The sequence below is a fragment of the Streptomyces sp. HUAS TT7 genome (assembly GCF_051550175.1).
In the GTDB taxonomy this organism is placed as follows: Bacteria; Actinomycetota; Actinomycetes; order Streptomycetales; family Streptomycetaceae; genus Streptomyces.
In genome coordinates, this window is record NZ_CP196175.1 from 4,950,699 (window position 1) to 4,968,202 (window position 17,504).

19 protein-coding genes and 1 pseudogene are annotated in these 17,504 nt (G+C 69.3%); 8 read left to right on the forward strand and 12 right to left on the reverse strand.

Annotated elements, in window-relative coordinates:
* Positions 1-266: 266 nt before the first annotated feature.
* Positions 267-1,049, reverse strand: a complete 783-nt coding sequence (locus ACSHXC_RS22405) for an SDR family oxidoreductase (RefSeq protein ID WP_438293304.1) — start codon at positions 1,047-1,049, stop codon at positions 267-269.
* Positions 1,050-1,130: 81 nt separating this feature from the next.
* Between ACSHXC_RS22405 and ACSHXC_RS22410 the strand changes: the two genes are divergently transcribed.
* Positions 1,131-1,970 (forward strand): hypothetical protein, encoded by an 840-nt coding sequence (locus ACSHXC_RS22410; RefSeq protein WP_438293305.1) that lies wholly within the window; start codon positions 1,131-1,133, stop codon positions 1,968-1,970.
* A 104-nt stretch (positions 1,971-2,074) separates the two neighbouring features.
* On the opposite strand, the gene ACSHXC_RS22415 is transcribed toward ACSHXC_RS22410, so the two are convergent.
* From ACSHXC_RS22415 to ACSHXC_RS22425, 3 genes are all read right to left on the reverse strand, one after another.
* Complete coding sequence (locus tag ACSHXC_RS22415; protein ID WP_189961619.1) at positions 2,075-2,278, reverse strand: DUF397 domain-containing protein; 204 nt, start codon at positions 2,276-2,278, stop codon at positions 2,075-2,077.
* A gap of 174 nt (positions 2,279-2,452) precedes the next feature.
* Entirely contained in the window at positions 2,453-3,322 is an 870-nt protein-coding gene (locus tag ACSHXC_RS22420; protein ID WP_053727303.1) for a helix-turn-helix domain-containing protein, read from the reverse strand.
* A 224-nt stretch (positions 3,323-3,546) separates the two neighbouring features.
* Positions 3,547-4,299 (reverse strand): GOLPH3/VPS74 family protein, encoded by a 753-nt coding sequence (locus tag ACSHXC_RS22425; protein ID WP_385999856.1) that lies wholly within the window; start codon positions 4,297-4,299, stop codon positions 3,547-3,549.
* Positions 4,300-4,444: 145 nt separating this feature from the next.
* On the opposite strand from ACSHXC_RS22425, the gene ACSHXC_RS22430 reads away from it, so the two are divergent.
* Together ACSHXC_RS22430 and ACSHXC_RS22435 are read left to right on the forward strand one after the other, a co-directional pair.
* Positions 4,445-7,120: a serine hydrolase gene (locus tag ACSHXC_RS22430; protein ID WP_438293306.1), complete on the forward strand. Its 2,676-nt coding sequence runs from the start codon at positions 4,445-4,447 to the stop codon at positions 7,118-7,120.
* 221 nt (positions 7,121-7,341) lie between these two features.
* Positions 7,342-9,282 carry an MFS transporter gene (locus ACSHXC_RS22435; protein WP_438293307.1) on the forward strand — a complete coding sequence of 647 codons (1,941 nt, stop codon included), beginning with the start codon at positions 7,342-7,344 and terminating at the stop codon, positions 9,280-9,282.
* A 12-nt stretch (positions 9,283-9,294) separates the two neighbouring features.
* Here ACSHXC_RS22435 and ACSHXC_RS22440 read toward each other — a convergent pair whose 3' ends face one another.
* The 5 genes and pseudogenes from ACSHXC_RS22440 to ACSHXC_RS22460 form a co-directional block, all read right to left on the reverse strand.
* Entirely contained in the window at positions 9,295-9,795 is a 501-nt protein-coding gene (locus ACSHXC_RS22440; RefSeq protein WP_438293308.1) for a hypothetical protein, read from the reverse strand.
* 63 nt (positions 9,796-9,858) lie between these two features.
* Positions 9,859-10,641 (reverse strand): hypothetical protein, encoded by a 783-nt coding sequence (locus ACSHXC_RS22445; protein WP_438293309.1) that lies wholly within the window; start codon positions 10,639-10,641, stop codon positions 9,859-9,861.
* A 68-nt stretch (positions 10,642-10,709) separates the two neighbouring features.
* Positions 10,710-10,868 (reverse strand): annotated as a pseudogene (locus tag ACSHXC_RS22450) (flavoprotein); the annotation flags it as partial.
* A 22-nt stretch (positions 10,869-10,890) separates the two neighbouring features.
* Positions 10,891-12,237 carry a hypothetical protein gene (locus ACSHXC_RS22455; protein ID WP_438293310.1) on the reverse strand — a complete coding sequence of 449 codons (1,347 nt, stop codon included), beginning with the start codon at positions 12,235-12,237 and terminating at the stop codon, positions 10,891-10,893.
* Between the two features lie 33 nt (positions 12,238-12,270).
* The gene (locus ACSHXC_RS22460) at positions 12,271-12,720 is read right to left on the reverse strand and encodes a hypothetical protein (protein ID WP_438293311.1); all 450 of its coding nucleotides are present in this window, start codon (positions 12,718-12,720) and stop codon (positions 12,271-12,273) included.
* A 63-nt stretch (positions 12,721-12,783) separates the two neighbouring features.
* On the opposite strand from ACSHXC_RS22460, the gene ACSHXC_RS22465 reads away from it, so the two are divergent.
* Positions 12,784-13,050: a hypothetical protein gene (locus tag ACSHXC_RS22465; protein WP_438293312.1), complete on the forward strand. Its 267-nt coding sequence runs from the start codon at positions 12,784-12,786 to the stop codon at positions 13,048-13,050.
* The gene (locus ACSHXC_RS22470) at positions 13,047-13,214 is read left to right on the forward strand and encodes a hypothetical protein (protein WP_438293313.1); all 168 of its coding nucleotides are present in this window, start codon (positions 13,047-13,049) and stop codon (positions 13,212-13,214) included. Before ACSHXC_RS22465 ends, ACSHXC_RS22470 begins: the two co-directional genes overlap by 4 nt.
* Before the next feature lie 81 nt (positions 13,215-13,295).
* Here the strand turns inward: ACSHXC_RS22470 and ACSHXC_RS22475 are convergent, their stop codons facing one another.
* Positions 13,296-13,799: a mycothiol transferase gene (locus tag ACSHXC_RS22475; protein WP_438293314.1), complete on the reverse strand. Its 504-nt coding sequence runs from the start codon at positions 13,797-13,799 to the stop codon at positions 13,296-13,298.
* A gap of 268 nt (positions 13,800-14,067) precedes the next feature.
* Between ACSHXC_RS22475 and ACSHXC_RS22480 the strand changes: the two genes are divergently transcribed.
* The 3 genes from ACSHXC_RS22480 (at position 14,068) to ACSHXC_RS22490 (ending at position 16,264) form a co-directional block, all read left to right on the forward strand.
* A complete protein-coding gene (locus ACSHXC_RS22480) occupies positions 14,068-14,349 on the forward strand; it encodes a hypothetical protein (protein WP_386153077.1) in 282 nt (93 codons plus the stop codon).
* Positions 14,350-15,025: 676 nt separating this feature from the next.
* On the forward strand, positions 15,026-15,712 hold the full coding sequence (locus tag ACSHXC_RS22485) for a DUF317 domain-containing protein (protein ID WP_438296751.1): 687 nt from the start codon (positions 15,026-15,028) through the stop codon (positions 15,710-15,712).
* 96 nt (positions 15,713-15,808) lie between these two features.
* Positions 15,809-16,264, forward strand: coding sequence for a hypothetical protein (locus tag ACSHXC_RS22490; protein WP_438293315.1), 456 nt, complete (start codon positions 15,809-15,811; stop codon positions 16,262-16,264).
* Between the two features lie 343 nt (positions 16,265-16,607).
* On the opposite strand, the gene ACSHXC_RS22495 is transcribed toward ACSHXC_RS22490, so the two are convergent.
* Both ACSHXC_RS22495 and ACSHXC_RS22500 read right to left on the reverse strand, forming a co-directional pair.
* Entirely contained in the window at positions 16,608-16,949 is a 342-nt protein-coding gene (locus ACSHXC_RS22495) for a glutamate ligase domain-containing protein (protein ID WP_385999872.1), read from the reverse strand.
* Positions 16,946-17,473, reverse strand: coding sequence for a C39 family peptidase (locus ACSHXC_RS22500; RefSeq protein WP_438296753.1), 528 nt, complete (start codon positions 17,471-17,473; stop codon positions 16,946-16,948). The genes ACSHXC_RS22495 and ACSHXC_RS22500 overlap by 4 nt, the downstream gene beginning before the upstream one ends.
* Positions 17,474-17,504: the final 31 nt, after the last annotated feature.

A 17,504-nucleotide genomic window follows, 5' to 3' on the forward strand; every position in this document is an offset into this window, starting at 1 on the left:
GGGATTGAACCCGTTATAGGAGGGGTGGTCAAGACATCGCGCGGTCACAGATATGAACGAGGATCACAAAGTCGAACGATTTTGCTGTCCCTTTGCTTCGGGGGGTGTTGTCGTGCCTGTGGCGGGAGCCACACGATGAGGGCACTTCGTCAGGCTCGGTCCGTCGGGCTCCCTGCACATGCGAACGACCGCACGGGATGCGGGTCCCGTGCGGCCGAGAGAGTCGGGTCCAACTGCCTTGTCCGTACGTGGGTTGAGAGGCGCGCCTACCTCATCAGCTCGCCCGCGTTCACCAGCAGCGACTGGCCGGTGATCGCGCGGGACCGGTCCGAGGCCAGGAAGATCACGGCTTCCGCCACGTCCGCGTCCGTGGCCAGCTCCGGCAGGGCCATCCGTTCGGTGAGCCGCCCGAGCACCTCCTCCTCGGGCACGCCCTCGGTGTGCGCGGTGAACTGGACGTACGCCTGCACCGGCGGCCCCCACATCCAGCCCGGCAGCACCGTGTTGACCCGGATCCGGTCCGGCCCGAGCTCGCGCGCCATGGAGTACATCGCGGAGGTCAGCGCCCCCTTCGAGGCCGCGTACGCCGCCTGCCACACCTGTGAGGGCGCCGCCACCGACGACTGCGTGCCGATCACGACGACGGAGCCGCCGCGCGCCTTGAGCGCGGGCAGGCAGGCCCGCGTCATGCGCAGCGTGCCGAGCAGGTTGACGTCGATGACCTGCTGCCAGGTGGCGAAGTCCGCGTCCTGGAGGCCGCCGAAGTAGCTGTCCCAGGCGGCGACGTGGACGACCGCGTCGATCCCGCCGAAGCGCTCCACGGCGAGCTCCGCGAGCGCCTCGCACTGCGCCTCGTCGGTGATGTCGGTCGGTGCGTGCGCGGTGTGGGTGCCGCCCGGGTCGATCTCGGCCGCCGACTTCGCGAGGTTGGCCTCGGTGCGCGCGCCGAGCACCGCGTTGCCCCCGTCGCGCACGACGGCCGCGGCGACCTGGTGCCCGAGCCCGGCCCCGACCCCGGACACGATGACGGTCTTCCCACTCAGCAACATCCGGTCGCCTCCCGGCTCTGGCACTTCTTCTGACGGGGCGTCAGAGTAAGTCCGTCCGGTGGCGGAGGGAAGGGATGCGGCATGACGGAGGACACACGGCCCGAGGCGTATGCGGAGCTGGCTTCGGTGGGGCCCTACGGGGTGCGCCCGGGGCACGCGCTGATCACCATGGTGGAGCCGCACCCGGGCCATGAGTACGCGTACAACCGCTGGTACGAGGACGACCACTACTACGCCGGCGCGATGGCGATGCCCTGGATGTACGCGGGGCGCCGCTGGGTGGCGACCCGCGAACTCCAGGAGCTGCGCTACCCGGAGAAGTCGGCGATCGCCCAGCCGGTCGGCGCGGGCTGCTACCTCTCGACGTACTGGATCACCGACGGGCGCTACGACGAGCACATGAAGTGGACCGTCGGCATCAACAAGCGGCTGGGCCGCGACGGGCGCGTCTACCAGGACCGCACCCACGTCTTCACCGCGTTCCAGGACCACGAGGCGACCGTCTACCGCGACGGCGCGGCGGGGCCGCGCGACTACCACGCCCTGGACCACCCGTACGCGGGTCTCGTCCTGGAGGTCGTCGACGCCGAAAGCCCGGACGTACGGGCCGAGTTGCTGGAGTGGCTGCGCTCGCGGCAGCTGCCGAAGCGGCTCGCCGGGGGGCCCGCCGCGATGGTGACGGTGTTCCGGCCGACGCCGCTGCCGGGCGACCGCATGACGTACGTGAAGCAGGTCGAGGGCGTCGGCACCCGGCTCACGCTGCTGTGGTTCCTGGAGCGGGATCCGAGGGAGGTGTGGGCGGACCACTTCACGGGGCTGGATGCCGAGATCGCCGAAACGGGCCTGGGGAGGCTGGAGTTGGCGGCGCCGTTCATTCCCACCGTGCCGGGCACCGACCGCTACGTGGACGAACTCCGGTAGCGGCCGGGCCCGCGGACATGGCCGAGCCCCCTCGGCCGGGACGGCGGACCAGTCGAGAGGGCTCTTGTCGGTAGTGCGGGTATCACGTCGGCTGTCGTGGGTGGTCAGCTGAGGGAATCCCGGGTCACCTCGGCCACGAACGCGTTCCACGCGCCGGGGGCGAAGGCGATCGAGGGGCCCTCGGTGACTTTCGAGTCCCGCACGGCGATGGCGTGCATCTCGGGGGACTTGACTTCGACACATGCGCCGTTTCCGGTGGAGTACGAGGACTTGGTCCAGGTGTCCGTGGCGCCCTGAAGAATTGCCATGTCAGCTCCGGTTCTTGCCAGTTGGTCGTTCTCGGCCAACGTTCTTCGTTGGCGTGATCGACGCTACTCGCAGGTCCCGGGGTGCGAGGCGGCCATTCACTCGACCGGATGGCATATTCCAGCCGGGCCTTCCATCGCGGTGGGCGAGGGGTGTACGGTGCCGCGCTTCAGATCTCAGCCGGCCGTGCCGCGGGCGTAGTCCTTCGCGATCCCGGTAATGAATTCCCGGGTCTGGTCCACATTCAGGGCCTGTGCGCGCAAATGCTCGTACATCACGCTGTATTTCTGGACATCATTGGCCTTTTCCAGGTAAAGGTCGCTGGTGACGCCCTCGATGTAGACGACACTGGAGTCCGAGGCGTCCGGAAATTCCAGAATCGCGTACTGGCCGTTGATTCCCGGATGCGCGCCCATGCTGAACGGCAGTACCTGCACGGTGACATGGGGCAGCTGGGACCGCTCGATGAGGAACTCCAGCTGGTCGATCATCAATTGCTTGTCCCCGACCCGGCGGCGCAGCGCCGCCTCGTCGATGACCACCCACAGCCGCAGGGGGTTCTCCGCCGCCCGTACCCGCTCCTGCCGTCGCAACCGGACGTTCACCCGTTTCTCGACGTCGGTCGGGGCTGTCTCGGGGAGCGCCCCCGCGATGAGGGCCTCGGCGTACTGCGGGGTCTGGAGCAGGCCCGGGACGACCTGCGGATCGTAGACGCGCAGGCTCGCGGCGTCCGTCTCCAGGCCGATGTAGACGCTGTACGGGATGTCGCCGAAGGCGTGCCACCAGCCCTGCTGGCGGGAGTCCTTGGCCATCTGCATCAGCGAATCGACGATGCGGTGGTCCTCGACCTCGTACACCCCGCACAGATCGCGTACGTCGCGCTGGCTGATGGAACGGCGGCCGTTCTCAAGGCGGCTGATCTTCGACTGGGACACCAGCAGGCGTTCGGCGACCTCTTCGGCGGTCATGCCTTTCAGCTCGCGGAGCCTGCGCAACTCCTGGCCCAGTCGGCGCCGCCTGACGGTGGGATTGACATTGGACGCCACGGGAAACGCACCTCCGGCTCACGGCTTTTCTGTTCTTCTGCTCTGCAGACTGCCACCAACATCCGGGCGCGCGCTGGAAAATGGCCACACACAGCGACTACGCAAACGCGCGGGGCTGTTGGGACAGCCCCGCGCGTTCATGGTGCGGCTCCCGAACCGGGTCATGGGGACGACGGTGCGGCGGTAATGCGGTGCGACGGGTCATGCGGGTCGTGCCGGTGCTGCTAGTGGTGGGCCACAGCCCTCGCCATCGCCCCGTGATGCGGCTGCATCGGGACGCCGGCCGCCGCTGCGTGGCGGCTTCCGTTGTCCGGCGCGGCGCCGGGGCCCTGGCCGTTGCGGCGTGGCTGAGCGGCCACACCGTTCTGGACGTCCATCACGGCGTGCGCGACGAGACCGCCCATCGGGTCGTGCCTGATCAGGTCCCTGAGACGGGAGCGCGATGACCGCCCCTCGTTGCCGGGGTACAGGTGCTTGCCGAGCCCGACTGCGTGGGCCAGCGCGGCAAGCGCCGCGGTCCGCGGGTCCGGCGGTACGCCGGTGCGGATCGCACTGTCCAGCCGGGCCCTGATGTCCCGGCTGATCGCCGTGTCCGTCGCTTGGTAGCGAGTCGTCGGCAGCACCCCGCACATCTGGCCGGACACGGCATGGACCATGCCGCACCGCTCCAGGTGCGCGAGGTAAATCTGGCGGAGCCCGAGGCGGGGCCCGCCGATCCAGTGGACGGCCCGGACCGGGCTGCCGCGCCTGCGCAGCAGTTCCAGTGCGGAGTCCAGTGTCGGATCTCCTGTCGGCCGTGCCATCACCACGGCGATACGATCCCCGTCTGGGGCTATCCGTCCTGCCAGAGCCAGCTCCACTAGCTGGGCTCCGGCGAGGCCGAGGTCGAGCGACTGCGGCTGCGCTGTGGTACCCGTGGCCGGGTCCAGAGCGAGCAGCAACAGCTCTTCCGGAATAGTTCTGCGGCTCCTGCCCATCCATGCCTCCCCGCGTGGATGAATGACAGGGTGACCCCTCTCACATTCATCTGTCGAGAGCGCCTGGGTGGTTCGTACGGGAACCAGCAGGTATGTCGTTCTCGTCTAGCCGGGGGGTCCTACCCGGCACACGGGACACTGGTACATGGTTCGGACAGTTTCGGATGACGCCACCCGGCGTCTGGAGGAGGCATCGGTGGCGGGCGAGTCCCCCGACAAGTCGGAGCAGAAGCAGTCGTCGGGGGAGACGGCTACGAGCGAACGCGACCCGCGTATCGCGGTCTCCTCCCCGTCCCCCTCCGGTGAGGACGGCGCCGGGACGGCGAATGGTTCCGGCTCCGGTGCCCGCACGGGTTCCGGTTCGGCCTCGGCTTCGGCTTCGACCGCTGCGGCTTCCGCGGCGTGCGCCGTCGATCAGGCGACGGCCGTCTTCCGGGCCCCGCGCCGGGAGGACGGCGACTCCCGGCTCCGCGCGGCGGTCGCGGCGTGGGTCGACCAGGAGGCGGAGCCCAAGGGGGAGGGTCCTGCGGGGGCGGCTTCCGAGGGTTCGGCTTCTGAGAGTGCGGCTTCCGAGCCGGAGGCGGCTGCGGAGTCGACCGAGCCGGAGGGCGCCGCCAGGGCCGAGGCTGCCAGGGCCGAGCCCGAGGACGCCAAGGCCGGCGCGGCTGATGCCGAGGTCGAAACCGGTACGGACGCCGACGCGGACGAGGACGGCGGGTCCGATCCCGCAGCGCCCAAGGCGGACGCCGAGCGGGCCGCCCCCAAGGCGGACGACGGCAAGCGGGAGGGCGCCGAGCCCGAAGCCGCCAAGGACAGCAGCGCCGACACCGAGGCGGCCGCCCCGAAGGCGGACGACGCCGAGCCCGCGCCCGCGACCCCCGGCACCAAGCCCGAGGCGTCCGACAACGCTGCCACCGCCACCGCCACCGCCGCTGACGCCAAGCCCGGCGCTGCCGAGCCGAGCGATGCCAAGGCTGACGACGCCAAGCCCGGCGACGAAGACGCGGCCCCCGGCGCGCGAGCCACCTCCTGGGGAGCCAAGCCGACCCCCTCCGAGCCGAAGGCGAGCCCCGCGAAGGCCGAGTCCAAGGCGAGCCCCTCCGAGGCCGACCCCAAGGCCGGCCCCGCGAAGGCCGAGTCCAAGGCAGAGTCCTCCGACCCCAAGGCCGACGGAGCGAACCTGTCCGAAGCCGGGGCGAAGCCTGCCGAGCCCGAGGGGATCGACCACCCCACCGCCGTCTTCAAGGCCCCCGCACCGCCCGCCGTCGACCAGCCGACGGCGATGCTCAAGCTGCCCGCGCCCCAGCGGGAGCCCGCCGCCGAGCGGACCAGCCGGTTCATACCGCTGCGGTCGGACGACGCGGACGCCGGCACGGCCGCCCCGGCCAAGAACCCCGGCACCCCGGCGAAGGGCCCCGACGCCCCCGTCAGGAAGCCCGAGGCGCCGAAGGTCACCCCGCCGCCGACCGCGGCCCCCGGCTCGGCCCAGGTCATCCCCGAGCGCGCCGAGCGGACCCGGCAGCAGCCGCTGCCGCCGAAGCCCCCGCTCGACCTGCTCGCCGAGCTGACGAACACCCCGCCCCCGCCGCAGACCCCGGTCCGCACCACGGTGCGGCGGTTCAAGATCTGGACCCCGCTGGTCCTGCTCCTCCTGATCGTCTTTGCAGTCGTACAGATCCTGCGTCCGCTCCCGGATCCGAAGCTGACCCTGACCTCGTCGGCGACGTACACCTTCAACGGCGACGCGCTGAACCTGCCGTGGCCGGCCGAGGGGCAGTCGGCGGTGTCCGTGGACGGGGTGGGCAGCCTCGGCACGCACGGGGAGCAGAAGCCCGCGCCGCTGGCGAGCGTGGCCAAGACGATGACGGCGTACGTGATCCTCAAGGGCCACCCGATCAGCGGGAAGCAGGAGGGCGAGAAGATCACGGTCGACCAGCAGGCCGAGGACGACGCGAAGAAGCCCGACGAGTCGACGGCGCCGATCCGCAAGGACCAGCAGTTCACCGAGAAGCAGATGCTCGAACTGCTGATGATCCCGTCCGGCAACAACGCCGCCCGTCTGCTGGCCCGCTGGGACGCAGGATCCGAGGAGGCGTTCATCGCGAAGATGAACGACGCCGCCAAGGAACTCGGCATGACCAGCACCACGTACACCGACCCGAGCGGTCTGAAGGAGACCACGGTCTCCACGCCGGTCGACCAGCTCAAGCTGGCCCAGGCAGTCATGCAGAACGACGTGTTCCGCGACATCGTCAACACGCCCCAGATCAAGATCCCGGGCATCGACACGATGATCTACAACAACAACACGATCCTGCTCAAGCCGGGTGTCAGCGGCATCAAGACCGGCTCCTCGACCCCGGCCGGCGGCAATCTGCTGTGGTCGGCCGACACGGTCGTCGACGGCAAGAACCAGCGGATCTACGGCATCGTCATGGGCCAGCGCACCGGCACCACCCTCGACAACAAGCTGAAGGCCGCGATCAACAACAGCTACACGCTGATCCAGGCCGTGCAGAAGGCCGTCACCTCGGCGACGGTCGTCAAGAAGGGCGATGTCGTCGGGTACGTCGACGACGGGCTCGGCGGGAAGACCCCGCTGGTCGCCGCCAAGGACCTCAAGGCGGTCGGCTGGCCGGGCCTGAAGGTGGACGTCACCCTTGCCGCGGGCGGCAAGCCCGTCCCGCACTCGGCGAAGCCGGGCACCGTGGTCGGCGAGCTGTCCATCGGCAGCGGCAACGGCAAGCTGACCGCGCCGGTCGAGCTGAAGAGCGCCCTGACCGAACCGGGCACGGGCGCCAAGCTCACCCGACTGGGCTGACCGCCCCGAACGCATCGAGGGCGCCCCGGCCTGCGGGGCGCCCCCGTGCTAGCTTCGGGCAACTGGGGACGCGGGGACGGCGTCCCTGGAATCAGGGACAATCTCGGGGAGAACATTCGGGGAACCCCCTGGGGAATTCCTTCAGGGACCCCGCGCAGACCGTGTACAGATGCACACGGTCGCGTATGCCAGGTGAGACAGCGTGAGGCGGGAGAGCCGCAGTGACCACCGCTGAGCCGACGCCCACCCGCGCCGACAGCACCGCGAGTACGAGCACGACCGACACGGCGAGTACGAGCTCGACCGGGACCACGGGCACGAGCTCGACCGGGACCACGGGCACGAGCTCGACCGGGACCGGTACAGCGTCCACGACCGGTACCAGTACAGGGTCCACGCCCTGGTCCAAGGCGCGAATACGCCTCGGAATGGGACCGGGGCCGGGGCTGAGCCCGGACTTCTGGCCGATGCGCCACCCCATCGCGTTCGTGACGGTGGCCGCGGCCGTGACCCACATCCTGTGGTTCTTCCTCTTCGCGAACAGTGGCGGCGACCTCGCGGCGCAGGACGCCTGGACCGAGTTCGTCGGCCGCAACCCGGAGTCCGCGTACAACCTGGCCTGGTACGGCGGGATGCACCCGGTGTCGTACAGCGTGGTTTCGCCGTATCTGATGTCGGTGCTCGGCGTCCGGACGACGATGATGATCGCCGGGACCGTGTCGGCCGGACTGACCGCGCTGATCCTGGTGCGCGTGAAAGCGGTCCGCAACCCGCTGGCCTGCTCTTTCGCCGCGCTGTTCGCCTTCCTGTGCAATGCGATGTCGGGCCGGGTGACGTTCGGGCTCGGCATGATGTTCGCGCTCGGCGCGGTGGCCGCGGTGTTCTGCTGGCCGCACAACAAGCGCGAGAACCGCTGGCCGAAGGCGGCGGTGGCCGCGCCCTGTGCCGCGCTCGCCACCGCGAGCAGCCCGGTCGCCGGACTGTTCCTCGGCCTCGTCGCGGCCGCCCTCTTCCTGAACAAGCGCCGCCCGGGCGCGTACGCGATCGGCCTGCCACCGGTCGTGGTGGTCGGACTGTCGGCGTGGCTGTTCCCGTTCTCGGGCACGCAGCCGATGTCGCTGGCCACGACGTCGGGCCCGTTCCTCTTCGCGCTGCTGATCCTCTTCCTCGTACCGAAGGACTGGCGGACGGTCCGCACGGCCGCGCTGGTGTACGGCGTCGCGGTGCTGCTGTGCTTCGCGATCCAGTCGCAGATCGGCTCGAACATCACGCGCATGGCGATGCTGTTCGCCGGCGTGGTGCTGCTCGCGGCCCTTCCGTACACGGTGCCGAAGTCCCGCAAGTGGTACGCCGTGCTGCTGGCCTTCGCCGGGCTCAACGGGTGGATCGGCTTCAAGTCGGTGGACGACATCGTGAGCACCGCCCCCGCCGCGACCTGGGCGCGGGATCTGGCGCCGCTGGTCGACCAGTTGCAGGGGCTCGACGCGAAGACCGGCCGGGTGGAGGTGGTCCCCGCCTCCAGCCACCGCGAGGCCTCGGCGTTCACCCCGTACGTGAACCTGGCGCGCGGCTGGAACCGCCAGGCGGACATACAGCGCAACCCGCTGTTCTACGACGACACCCTGAACGCGGACAACTACCACGCCTGGCTGAACCGCTGGGCGGTGCGCTACGTGGTGCTGCCGCTGGGCCCGGCGGACGTGAACGGCGCCGTCCAGGAGGGCAAGCTCATCGAGGGGGGCCTGCCCTACCTGAAGCAGATCTGGTCGAACGAGCACTGGCGTCTGTTCGCGGTCGAGAACCCGACCCCGCTGGCGGACCCGCCCGCCACGGTCAAGCACGCCGGCGAGGGCGAGGTCACGGTCGAGGTCCGCTCCCCGGGCAAGATCCTGATCCGCATTCCGTACTCGCCCTGGCTGAAGCTGGTCGACGAGAAGGGCAAGGGCGTCGTGCCGCCGCAGGAGACCCCGGAGTCCAAACTCCGCGACCACGGCCCGAAGAGGTACACCAACCCGAACGGCTGCCTCCGCAAGGCCGCGACGACGCCGTCGGGTGACGAGTGGACAGAACTCCTCGCCCCGAAACCGGGCATGTACCACGTGGCCGCGCCGTACAGCATTCCCCGCGGGACGGGGTGCCCGGTGGGGGTTGTCGAGCCGTGACGGGGTGCTGAGTCAGGACGGCGTTCCGGTGGTACGGGTGGCGTCGGGCAGTATGCGCTGAGCGGCGAGCTCGATGAACTGCTCTATGGCCGCCTTGGCGGCATCGTCCAACTGCCCCCGCTGCTCGGGGTCCAGGGCATTGGACACATCGCGGGTGCACTGCAGGGCATGTTCACCGGCGTCGACAAGTCCACGATCACCGGCGAGCAGCTTGACGCGGTAGAGCGCCTGCCGGGCCACCGCCCGCAGCCGGTGCGCCTCGGCGCTCGCGACGACGTGAGCCTCCCCGTCGGGGTCCTCCTGCTTCCGGTACCACCGATCGGCCTGCCCCCGCCGGAAGTCCTCGACGGCCGAGGCGAACGAGCTGTAGGCCGCGATCCGTTCCTGCCGCAGCGACTCGCCCCGCGTGAACAACTCACTCTGCCGAGCGGCCCGCCCCTGAAGAACATGCGTGACGACGCCGCCCAAGAGCGTCCCGACGACTGCGACCGCACTGGTCCATAGCGCTTCCATGGGGCCAGCTGACCATAGGGAGAGCGGGTCGGGCACACCGCGCCCCGGGGCGGCTGCGTCACCTCACACATGGCAGTGCACGCGGACGAGCAGGGCGTCCGGGGCCAGCCCTTTCAGATAGGCGTCGACGGCAACCACACCCTCGCCGACGTCCGGTTCGTGCGGGCACCGGTCGGGGCCGGGGCAGGCGCCATGCAGGGGCGTGTCGCCGATCCCGTACCACCAGCCGCCGAGAGTGAGGACGTTGCGCCGGTTCAGCGCGAAGTGGCCCTGCTGCGAAGCGAATTCCTCCCGGCTCGCCTCGCCGATGTCGCTGACGGGATCGAGGCTGCCGAGCAGGCTGCCGAAGTGGTAGGTCCGCCGGGTGCGGTGCAGGGTGTCGAGCGCCTCGCCGAAGGCGCTGATCAGGGGCTGGCTCCAGTATCCGGTGCCTATCTCGCCGGTTCGGCGGGCCATGGCCGTCTGTGAATCCGCGGGTGGGTGCACTGAGGCCAGTGTGTGCCAGAGGTCCCATGCCTGCCCGGCGATCTCCTCCGCTTCGGCGCGCGGTGCGGTGAAGTCGAGCAGCTCCCGCGGGCCACCCGCGCACATCCCCTGGCGGCTGGGCTCCAGGGTGCCGTCGTACCTTGGGCGGTCGTGTATGAGCCGGGGGTCCCCTTTGTGGGCAGGCAGCACCGCAAAGCCGTGACCGTCAGCACCGCCGCAAATGCGGGCGTAATCCCAGATGTCCAGTTCGACGCTACTGGCGTAGTCGTGCTGGAAGGGAGCCATCGCCTCGACGACTGCCTCGTCCAGCCGCCCGGCGGCGGTGCCGGGGAGACACACAACGATCGACATACCTGCCATGTCGTGATCATGGCGTACTAGGTGTCTGGAGGGCGGGGAATTTCGGTGCGGCTTCGTTGGGGAGATGCCTACGACTGCGGTCCAGCCGTCGCTTCGACTGCGTCCAGTGCGATCTGCCACGGATAGCCGGCCGGCCGACGCTCACCCGGCTCGTTCGGTACGAACCCGCCCTCGCCGTACAGCACCGTCACCCCGGCCGAGCGCAACGTCGCCACGGACTGCTCGAACTAAGGGTCCCGTGGATCGTGGTCAAGCCCCGAGCACATCCATCAAATGGTCATCGAGTTCGGCCACCCAATCCTCCCGCCGCCACGGCCGAAGCTCTTGCCTGGATCGCCGCAGGCGAAGCGCCGGAACCCGCCCGCCTGTTGTCGCAGCAGCCAGTACGCACTCGTGCAGCAGACCGGCCGCCGACTGCGGATCGCCCAGGCGGATCCGAGCCAGTGCCTGGTCCGTCGTCACGATGGCTCGCTGCACCTGTTCCCGGGGCGCGACCAGCGCGCTCGCCGACAACGCGAAGCGGTCGTGGGCCGCTTGCGCGTCGCCCACGTACAGCTCACACACGCCCTCGAAGCCGCGCAGGTGTCCGGCCGTGAACGAGCTGCTCGACGGGTCGTCGGCTTGGCTGCGGTCCATGTCGAACCAGGCCAGGCCGAGCGCCGCCTCCGCCTGACGTTCCTCTCCGGCGCGGGCGGCAATCTCCGCCTGCAACGCGTGCGCCCGCGCCCGCACCACGACGCTTTCGCCGGAACGGGCATCCCGCACTGCGGCAGCCGCCAACTCCCTTGCCCCAGCCGAGCCTTGTGCCGAGTACAGAGTCACCAGCGCATGACTCATGTGGACGGTGGCGCGCCGCCACGGATCCGGCAGCAGCCCCGCCTCGCGGGTCGCGGCTGCGTACAGACCTTGCGATGCGACGTCGTCGCGCGTCTCGAACGCCAGGCGGCCGGCCAGTGTGTGGGCCGCCACGGACACAGCCCGCAGTTGGGGGAGCAACGGTTCCGGCACGGGGCCGGTGGTCAGTCGGCGGCAGGCTTCCACCGTGGGGGCCAGCATCAGTTGTAATCGTACGAACGGCAGCGAACCCACCTGCGCGTTCACGTCGGAGACGACCGTCGACAGGCCGGTCACGAGGGCCTCGTCGGTGCGCGAGGGGTCCGCCAGCGCTGCGGCCAATCCGGCCTGCGTGCTCCCGGACAGCAGGGCCAGCATGCCGCCGCCCCGGTCCGTCGCCGTCCGCACCAGTATCGAGCGCAGCTCCGCCAACTGGGCTGCGCCTTCGCCGAGATGGGCGAGGGCGTCGAGCAGCTCGGCGAAGTCTGAGCCCGCTCCGAGTGCGATCGACCCAGTCGGCGTACGGGCGTACAAGTGGGCCAGGAGCAGTTGGTGGCGGGCGTCGGGGCGGGTCGGTGCGGGGGCTTCCCAGCGGGCGACCGAACGTTGGAGTCCGGCGACGGACGGCAGTGAAGTACGGGGCCCGCCAAGCTGTCCGGCGATTGCGATGAGGGCGCGAGCCGTCTCGGCGAGGGACAGGCCGCGGCGTCGACGCAGCGCCTTGAGCATGCCCGCACCCGTCGCCCTGTCGTCACTCACCACCCCATCGTGGCCCGAAAATGCCCGTGATGGTGGCTATACGGGCACGATCAGGCGTGGTTTTCCTTGCTCTGCCGTGTAGTTGAGGGTCTGCCAAGTGCCGGTCGACGGTTCGGTGGCGTGCGGGAATCCAATGGTCATCGAGGCGTGGTCGACCATCCACCGGTTCCGGGCGTGATAGGCGGGGGTGGCGAGCTCGGCGGCGCGCAGTTCGACGACGTCCTTGATACGGGCCCTCGTACGAGCGATGGCCTGGCGCGCCTCCGCGGGCTGCTGGTCGACGGTGCCGGGTACGACGACGGTGAGGTGTGCGGCGGTGTTCTCGGCCAGCCAGGCCAGAGCGAGGCTGTCGATGCCCTTGGCGCCGCCGATGTAGAAGTGGGCGTCGTCCGCGAACGGCCCGAGGTACGCCGCGAACAGGTCGGCGTAGTCGTGACGGCTGCGATGGCCGGTCGCCCGCGTCCCCGTGATTGCCACGGACCTCATGATCAACTCCGTGTCATAGGGTGTCATGTCCCGCCCGGCCTCCCGCGTTGAGATCGTCTCCGTATGGACACCGACCTGCAGAGACTCGCAGGCCATCTGCGAAAGCGCGGACTCCACGTCGACGTCGACCTCACCAGCCCGGAGTCCCTGCAGGCGGCCAACCCCCTCGACGGGATGCTCACCGAGCAGATTGCCATGAACGGGAACCGGTACATCACCTCCCTCGACTACGAAATCGGCGAACGCGGCCACGAAGCGAGCTGCGCCGAACGCATCGCCCACATGCTTGCCGTCCCCGTACAGACCGGTCCCAGGGAGCAGACGCCATGACGCCGACGAGCCGCACCAAGTTCTGCGTCGCCTGCGACCGGCCCATCGAGGGTGCTGCCATCAAGGTCGCCGGCGAGAGTCACCTGGGCGCGTCGAGTGGGGCCAGGGGAGACGACTACCGGCATGTGAAGGGTGACCCGGCATGCCGGACGCGTGGCCGTTGATGCCGAGGCCCTCTATGCCCCGGGCCGCTGGTGGCGCGAGGCGCTCGGCCGGGCCGTGGGTGTTGGGCTCCCCGGGGTGGGTCAGAACAGGCCTCGTACGTAAGCGGCCTGGCCGACATGCTGGAGGTCGTCCCCCAGGACGCTCACCAGGCGGACGCCCAGTGTCACCGGCGGGTCCCAGCGCTCGTCCACGACGCGGTTGAGCGCGTTGCCGTCGAGCTTGCCGAGGAAGCCGAGCGTCTGCTCGTGGACGGCGTCGTAGTAGCCGAGCAGCAGCTCGCCCGAGGCCACCCGCACCTGGCCGACCTGCTTGGACGTGTGCCCGTATCCCGTGTCCGTCTTCACCAGAGGCAGGTCGAAGCGGTCTGCCCAGCCCTTCGTCAGCCACACCTGCCCGATCCCGGCCGCGTCGGCGATGTGGTCGTCCTGCACCCGGGTGAGGTGCCAGATCAGCCATGCGATGGAGTTCGCCTCGCCGTCGCCCGGCCTGGCATGGAGATCGTCGGCGGAGAGCCCGTCGACGACGGCGTGCACCTCTTCCCGGATGCGTCCGTAACCGTCGATGAGTACGTCCTGTGAGCGCATGCCGTGCAGTCTCGTCCACGCGAGGGATCCCGGCCAGCGGGGCCGGCGGGCGGTCGCCGGGGTTGCGGCACGGCTGTGGGTGGTGGATGACGCCGAAGGGCCCGGAAGGCCCGCACGCGCGCGTTACGACTTCAGGGTGGTTCCCCCCAACAAGATCACGGATTCCGGCGCGTCATCGGGCGTTTTGGGATTATCTAATACTAATTTTCGTGACTGTAAGGAATCGATCTGCCACGGATCGTATCCACTGCGCTCCATTGGAGATGAAATGAACGAGCTTCGCAAGGCGGCCGTCCTGGTCGCTGCCCTCGGCAGCTTCGCAATGCTGGCCGCCGGCACGGCCCAGGCGCACGACGGGGGGAAGGGCGGTGACCAGTTCGGCATCGGGCAGAGCAGCAACTGCCGGTCGCACGACCTGAACGTCGACGTCCTCGGCCAGGTCGGCATCCTCAACGGCGTGCTGGGCAACGCGCTCAACGGCGAGGGCAACCCGGGTGCGCAGAACACCCACATGGGTTCGAGCATGGGCTGCAACAACAGCGCCCTGTAAGCCAGGGTTGCCGCAAAGACTTGTGGCCAGGTTCGCGTGCCACCGTCGGGGCAGCTCGACTTCGTGAGTATCGCCGGCTGCTCCCCGCCCTCGGTGCGCACGCATGTGTGCCGTACCTGTGCCGCGAGACCGAAGGCCCTGCCGTCCATGAGGACGGCAGGGCCCTCGACCTGCTGCTGCGCTGGTGCCCCCGGCAGGATTCGAACCTGCGACACCCGCTTTAGGAGCGGGACGGAATCCATGATCGAGGGTGCTCATGTGTGCCGGATGGTGCTGTCCTCGCAGGTCAGCACCATCCGGCATGTCGTTTGATCCTGCCCATGACGGCTCGTGCTCTACCGTCCGCTCACGCATCGCGCACGCATTCCGGCCCTCTGACCAGTCGTCTTCCGACAGCGCAGGCACGCTTTGTCGGGGCGCCTGCCCAAGGTGTGCAACGAGCTGGCCCGGCTTGACGTCCGGCGGAGTGCCTCACCAGAGCTGCTGCATCGGATACCTCGGCGACCAAGGCGTCGTTCGCCGGGGGCAGACACAACAGATCACGTAAGGGCTGGTGCGCGGCCGCAAGCCATGTGAACCTACAACGCCCTGCTGGAAGAACTACCCCGGCTCTACGGAGGTGCCTCTGCACTCGCACCATCCCATCGATCCCTTCCGCCCTGACGCGCAAGACCAGGTGTACTGGGTCGCCCCTCGCCACTTGGCCGGTGACGACGGTGCTCTTGCCGAACAGGTCGGCGATACCTTGGCCGGGCTCGGCTGGCGTATGTGGCCGACTGCCCGGCACACGTTGTTGTATGTGAGCCCGGACGGGTTGTTCGGTGCCGAGTGGGTCCTCGCGGCTTACCCGTTCGAGCTGGGTGGCCTACCTGTTGCCTGGCAGCTGAGTGCCCGAACGCATGCCGACTCTGTGATGGCGGAGTGGAACGCGTACTTCACCGCCGGTGTCCCGTACGAGGCCCTCGTTGATCTCCTCGTCGCGATCGGCACCCGCGAGGCGCCCGACGTCGGCTTTGAAGGACCCGAGACCGTCCTCAAGGCGCTCACCGTCCTGGGCTGGATCCGAGACGTGGACCGGCCCCGCACCACCGTCACGGACCCCGGCTTCTCTGCCAGCGTTTCCCTGGAGGTGTTGCCGTCGCTCGTCCAGGACGCCGACCCACGCCCTGACCTGGTGGGCTGGCAGGCGTGGGCGGAACCTGTTCTCGGTGCTCCGTATCAGTGGTGCGCCAGCTTCAGTGCCAGCGTCCCCCACGACCTGGTCGCTGCGTTCGCCTCCACGCTCGCCTCACCGGTCCCGGTGTCCCGTCGCACGCTGCCCGAGTGCGCCGGGGGTCGGCTCCGCGTTGTCCGCCGCAGCTGACAGCCCGCGGCCTGAAGCGGCTTGTGCTGCTCGTCGCTGATTTCCCTGAGCTGCCCGCTACCTGTATCCGCCAGGTGATAGAGAAGGAGTCTCTGCGTGTTCCGACGACGTGCTCGCGCCGACCGTGAGTTCCGTGAAGCCCAGCGTGAGGCGCTCGCGATGCTCCAGAGGCTTGCGCAAGAGCCGCTGCCGTTCGACACCGTCCCGGCCGAAGAGCCGGTGTCGGCCGGATCGGACCCGGAGGCGGCGATGGGGCCTGACTTCCTGCCGCCGGAGTTCCGGGCGCCGTCCCGCCAGGACGTTGCCGGGTTCATGATGCGCTGGATGCAGCCGCTCGTTGTCGATGGCGAGGTTCGTACGTGCTGGCAGTGTGGTGCGTATCGGGACTGGATCGTCTTCTGCATGCGCGACGACTCGGTGTGGCTGCGCTGCGGGTCTGGTCACGAGACGAAGGAGCCCGGCCTGGACGCGGCTTGGTACAACCGCAACTCCGGTCCGGTCGACCAGTGGCACCCCAGCGTTGAGGACGGCCTACGCCACCTCGGCCACTGAAGCCCGAAATCCCAACCCCTACATACCGCTGGCCGCAGGGTAGGCCCAGTCGGACGTCGGGAAGCCTCGGGAGCCTGTGTCCTGCCGGTCACCAGTCGCCAGCTGGCTTAGGGGCAGCTCATGATGATCACCTTCAAGTCTCGTTCCCTCAGGGAACAAGAGGGCTGTTCCTCCAGGGAACGGGCGGCTCGTTCCCTGGAGGAACAACGGGGGCAGCACTGGTCTCGTCGATGCCCATCCGGCAAAGGGTTTCGGCGAGCCTCACCGTGCGGGATGAGTTCGCTGGTTGCGTGGCTGCCGTCTCAGCCGAAGGACAGCAAACGGTTCCCCGGAGGGGAACGCGTCAGAGTCCGGTGACGGGCTGTCCAGTGAGGGCTTGGGCGACCTGCCACAACATGCCGCCCCGTGAAGCCTTCGTGAGCACGACGTCTCCGGGGCGGAGGAGAGAGCTGACGAAAGCCGCGGCGGTCGCGTTGTCGGCGACGATCGCCACGTCGGGTACACCCGCTGCGCCCGCCGCGAGAGCGAGCTGCTTTGCGAGGTCTCCGCCGACTGCCACGACGAGATCGATGTTGTTCTCGGCGGCCATGCGCCCTACGGCCTTGTGGGCCTCCAAGGCTTCGTCGCCCAGTTCCAGCATTTCCCCGAGCACGGCGATCCTCCGGCCACCTTCTGCCTCGGTCATGAGGACGCTCCGTCGTGAATGAGAGGGGCGAACGTGATGGCTCGGCCGGTGTAGGAGGGCGTGACCCTGCTCAGGGGGACGCGGTCGTTGGTCTGTCCCCACGCGGAGGGGTCGCGGATGAAGATGGTCGGGTCCACCCCGTCCTCGTAACCGTGCGCGATGACGAGATGGCCACCGGTCCGGCCGTCGTTGGGGAACTGCTCGGTCACCGACATGATCAGCGGGGCCTCTTCGAGTCGGGCGACCAGGCTGTCGGCCGCTACAGGCTCGGCGCGGGCAGGAACTCCAAGGTCGGTTGCCAGGTTGGCGATGCCGGCATGCAGCGCTCCACGTGGGGTCAGCACCTCGTGCTTGAGGGCGAGTTTCAACAGCTCAGTGACCGATGGTGCTTCATGGCCGTAGGCGAGCAGGATCATTCTCAGCGACGCCAGGCCGCACGCCCTGTTGGACCACTCGGTTCTGTCTCCCAGTGCCCACCCTCCGTGGAGATCCCATTCGGTGGGGGCGATGAGCTGTCGGCACATGGGGACGTTGTGGACGTGCGGCACAGCGGCT

Bases quoted from the DNA above. Each gene is read 5' to 3' on its own strand.
- ACSHXC_RS22440 (WP_438293308.1), bottom strand. From the start codon at position 9,795: ATGGAAGCGCTATGGACCAGTGCGGTCGCAGTCGTCGGGACGCTCTTG.
- ACSHXC_RS22460 (WP_438293311.1), bottom strand. From the start codon at position 12,720: ATGAGGTCCGTGGCAATCACGGGGACGCGGGCGACCGGCCATCGCAGC.
- ACSHXC_RS22480 (WP_386153077.1), top strand. From the start codon at position 14,068: ATGAACGAGCTTCGCAAGGCGGCCGTCCTGGTCGCTGCCCTCGGCAGC.
- ACSHXC_RS22425 (WP_385999856.1), bottom strand. From the start codon at position 4,299: ATGGGCAGGAGCCGCAGAACTATTCCGGAAGAGCTGTTGCTGCTCGCT.
- ACSHXC_RS22495 (WP_385999872.1), bottom strand. From the start codon at position 16,949: ATGACCGAGGCAGAAGGTGGCCGGAGGATCGCCGTGCTCGGGGAAATG.
- ACSHXC_RS22475 (WP_438293314.1), bottom strand. From the start codon at position 13,799: ATGCGCTCACAGGACGTACTCATCGACGGTTACGGACGCATCCGGGAA.
- ACSHXC_RS22430 (WP_438293306.1), top strand. From the start codon at position 4,445: ATGGTTCGGACAGTTTCGGATGACGCCACCCGGCGTCTGGAGGAGGCA.
- ACSHXC_RS22465 (WP_438293312.1), top strand. From the start codon at position 12,784: ATGGACACCGACCTGCAGAGACTCGCAGGCCATCTGCGAAAGCGCGGA.
- ACSHXC_RS22415 (WP_189961619.1), bottom strand. From the start codon at position 2,278: ATGGCAATTCTTCAGGGCGCCACGGACACCTGGACCAAGTCCTCGTAC.
- ACSHXC_RS22410 (WP_438293305.1), top strand. From the start codon at position 1,131: ATGACGGAGGACACACGGCCCGAGGCGTATGCGGAGCTGGCTTCGGTG.
- ACSHXC_RS22405 (WP_438293304.1), bottom strand. From the start codon at position 1,049: ATGTTGCTGAGTGGGAAGACCGTCATCGTGTCCGGGGTCGGGGCCGGG.
- ACSHXC_RS22470 (WP_438293313.1), top strand. From the start codon at position 13,047: ATGACGCCGACGAGCCGCACCAAGTTCTGCGTCGCCTGCGACCGGCCC.
- ACSHXC_RS22500 (WP_438296753.1), bottom strand. From the start codon at position 17,473: ATGTGCCGACAGCTCATCGCCCCCACCGAATGGGATCTCCACGGAGGG.
- ACSHXC_RS22445 (WP_438293309.1), bottom strand. From the start codon at position 10,641: ATGGCAGGTATGTCGATCGTTGTGTGTCTCCCCGGCACCGCCGCCGGG.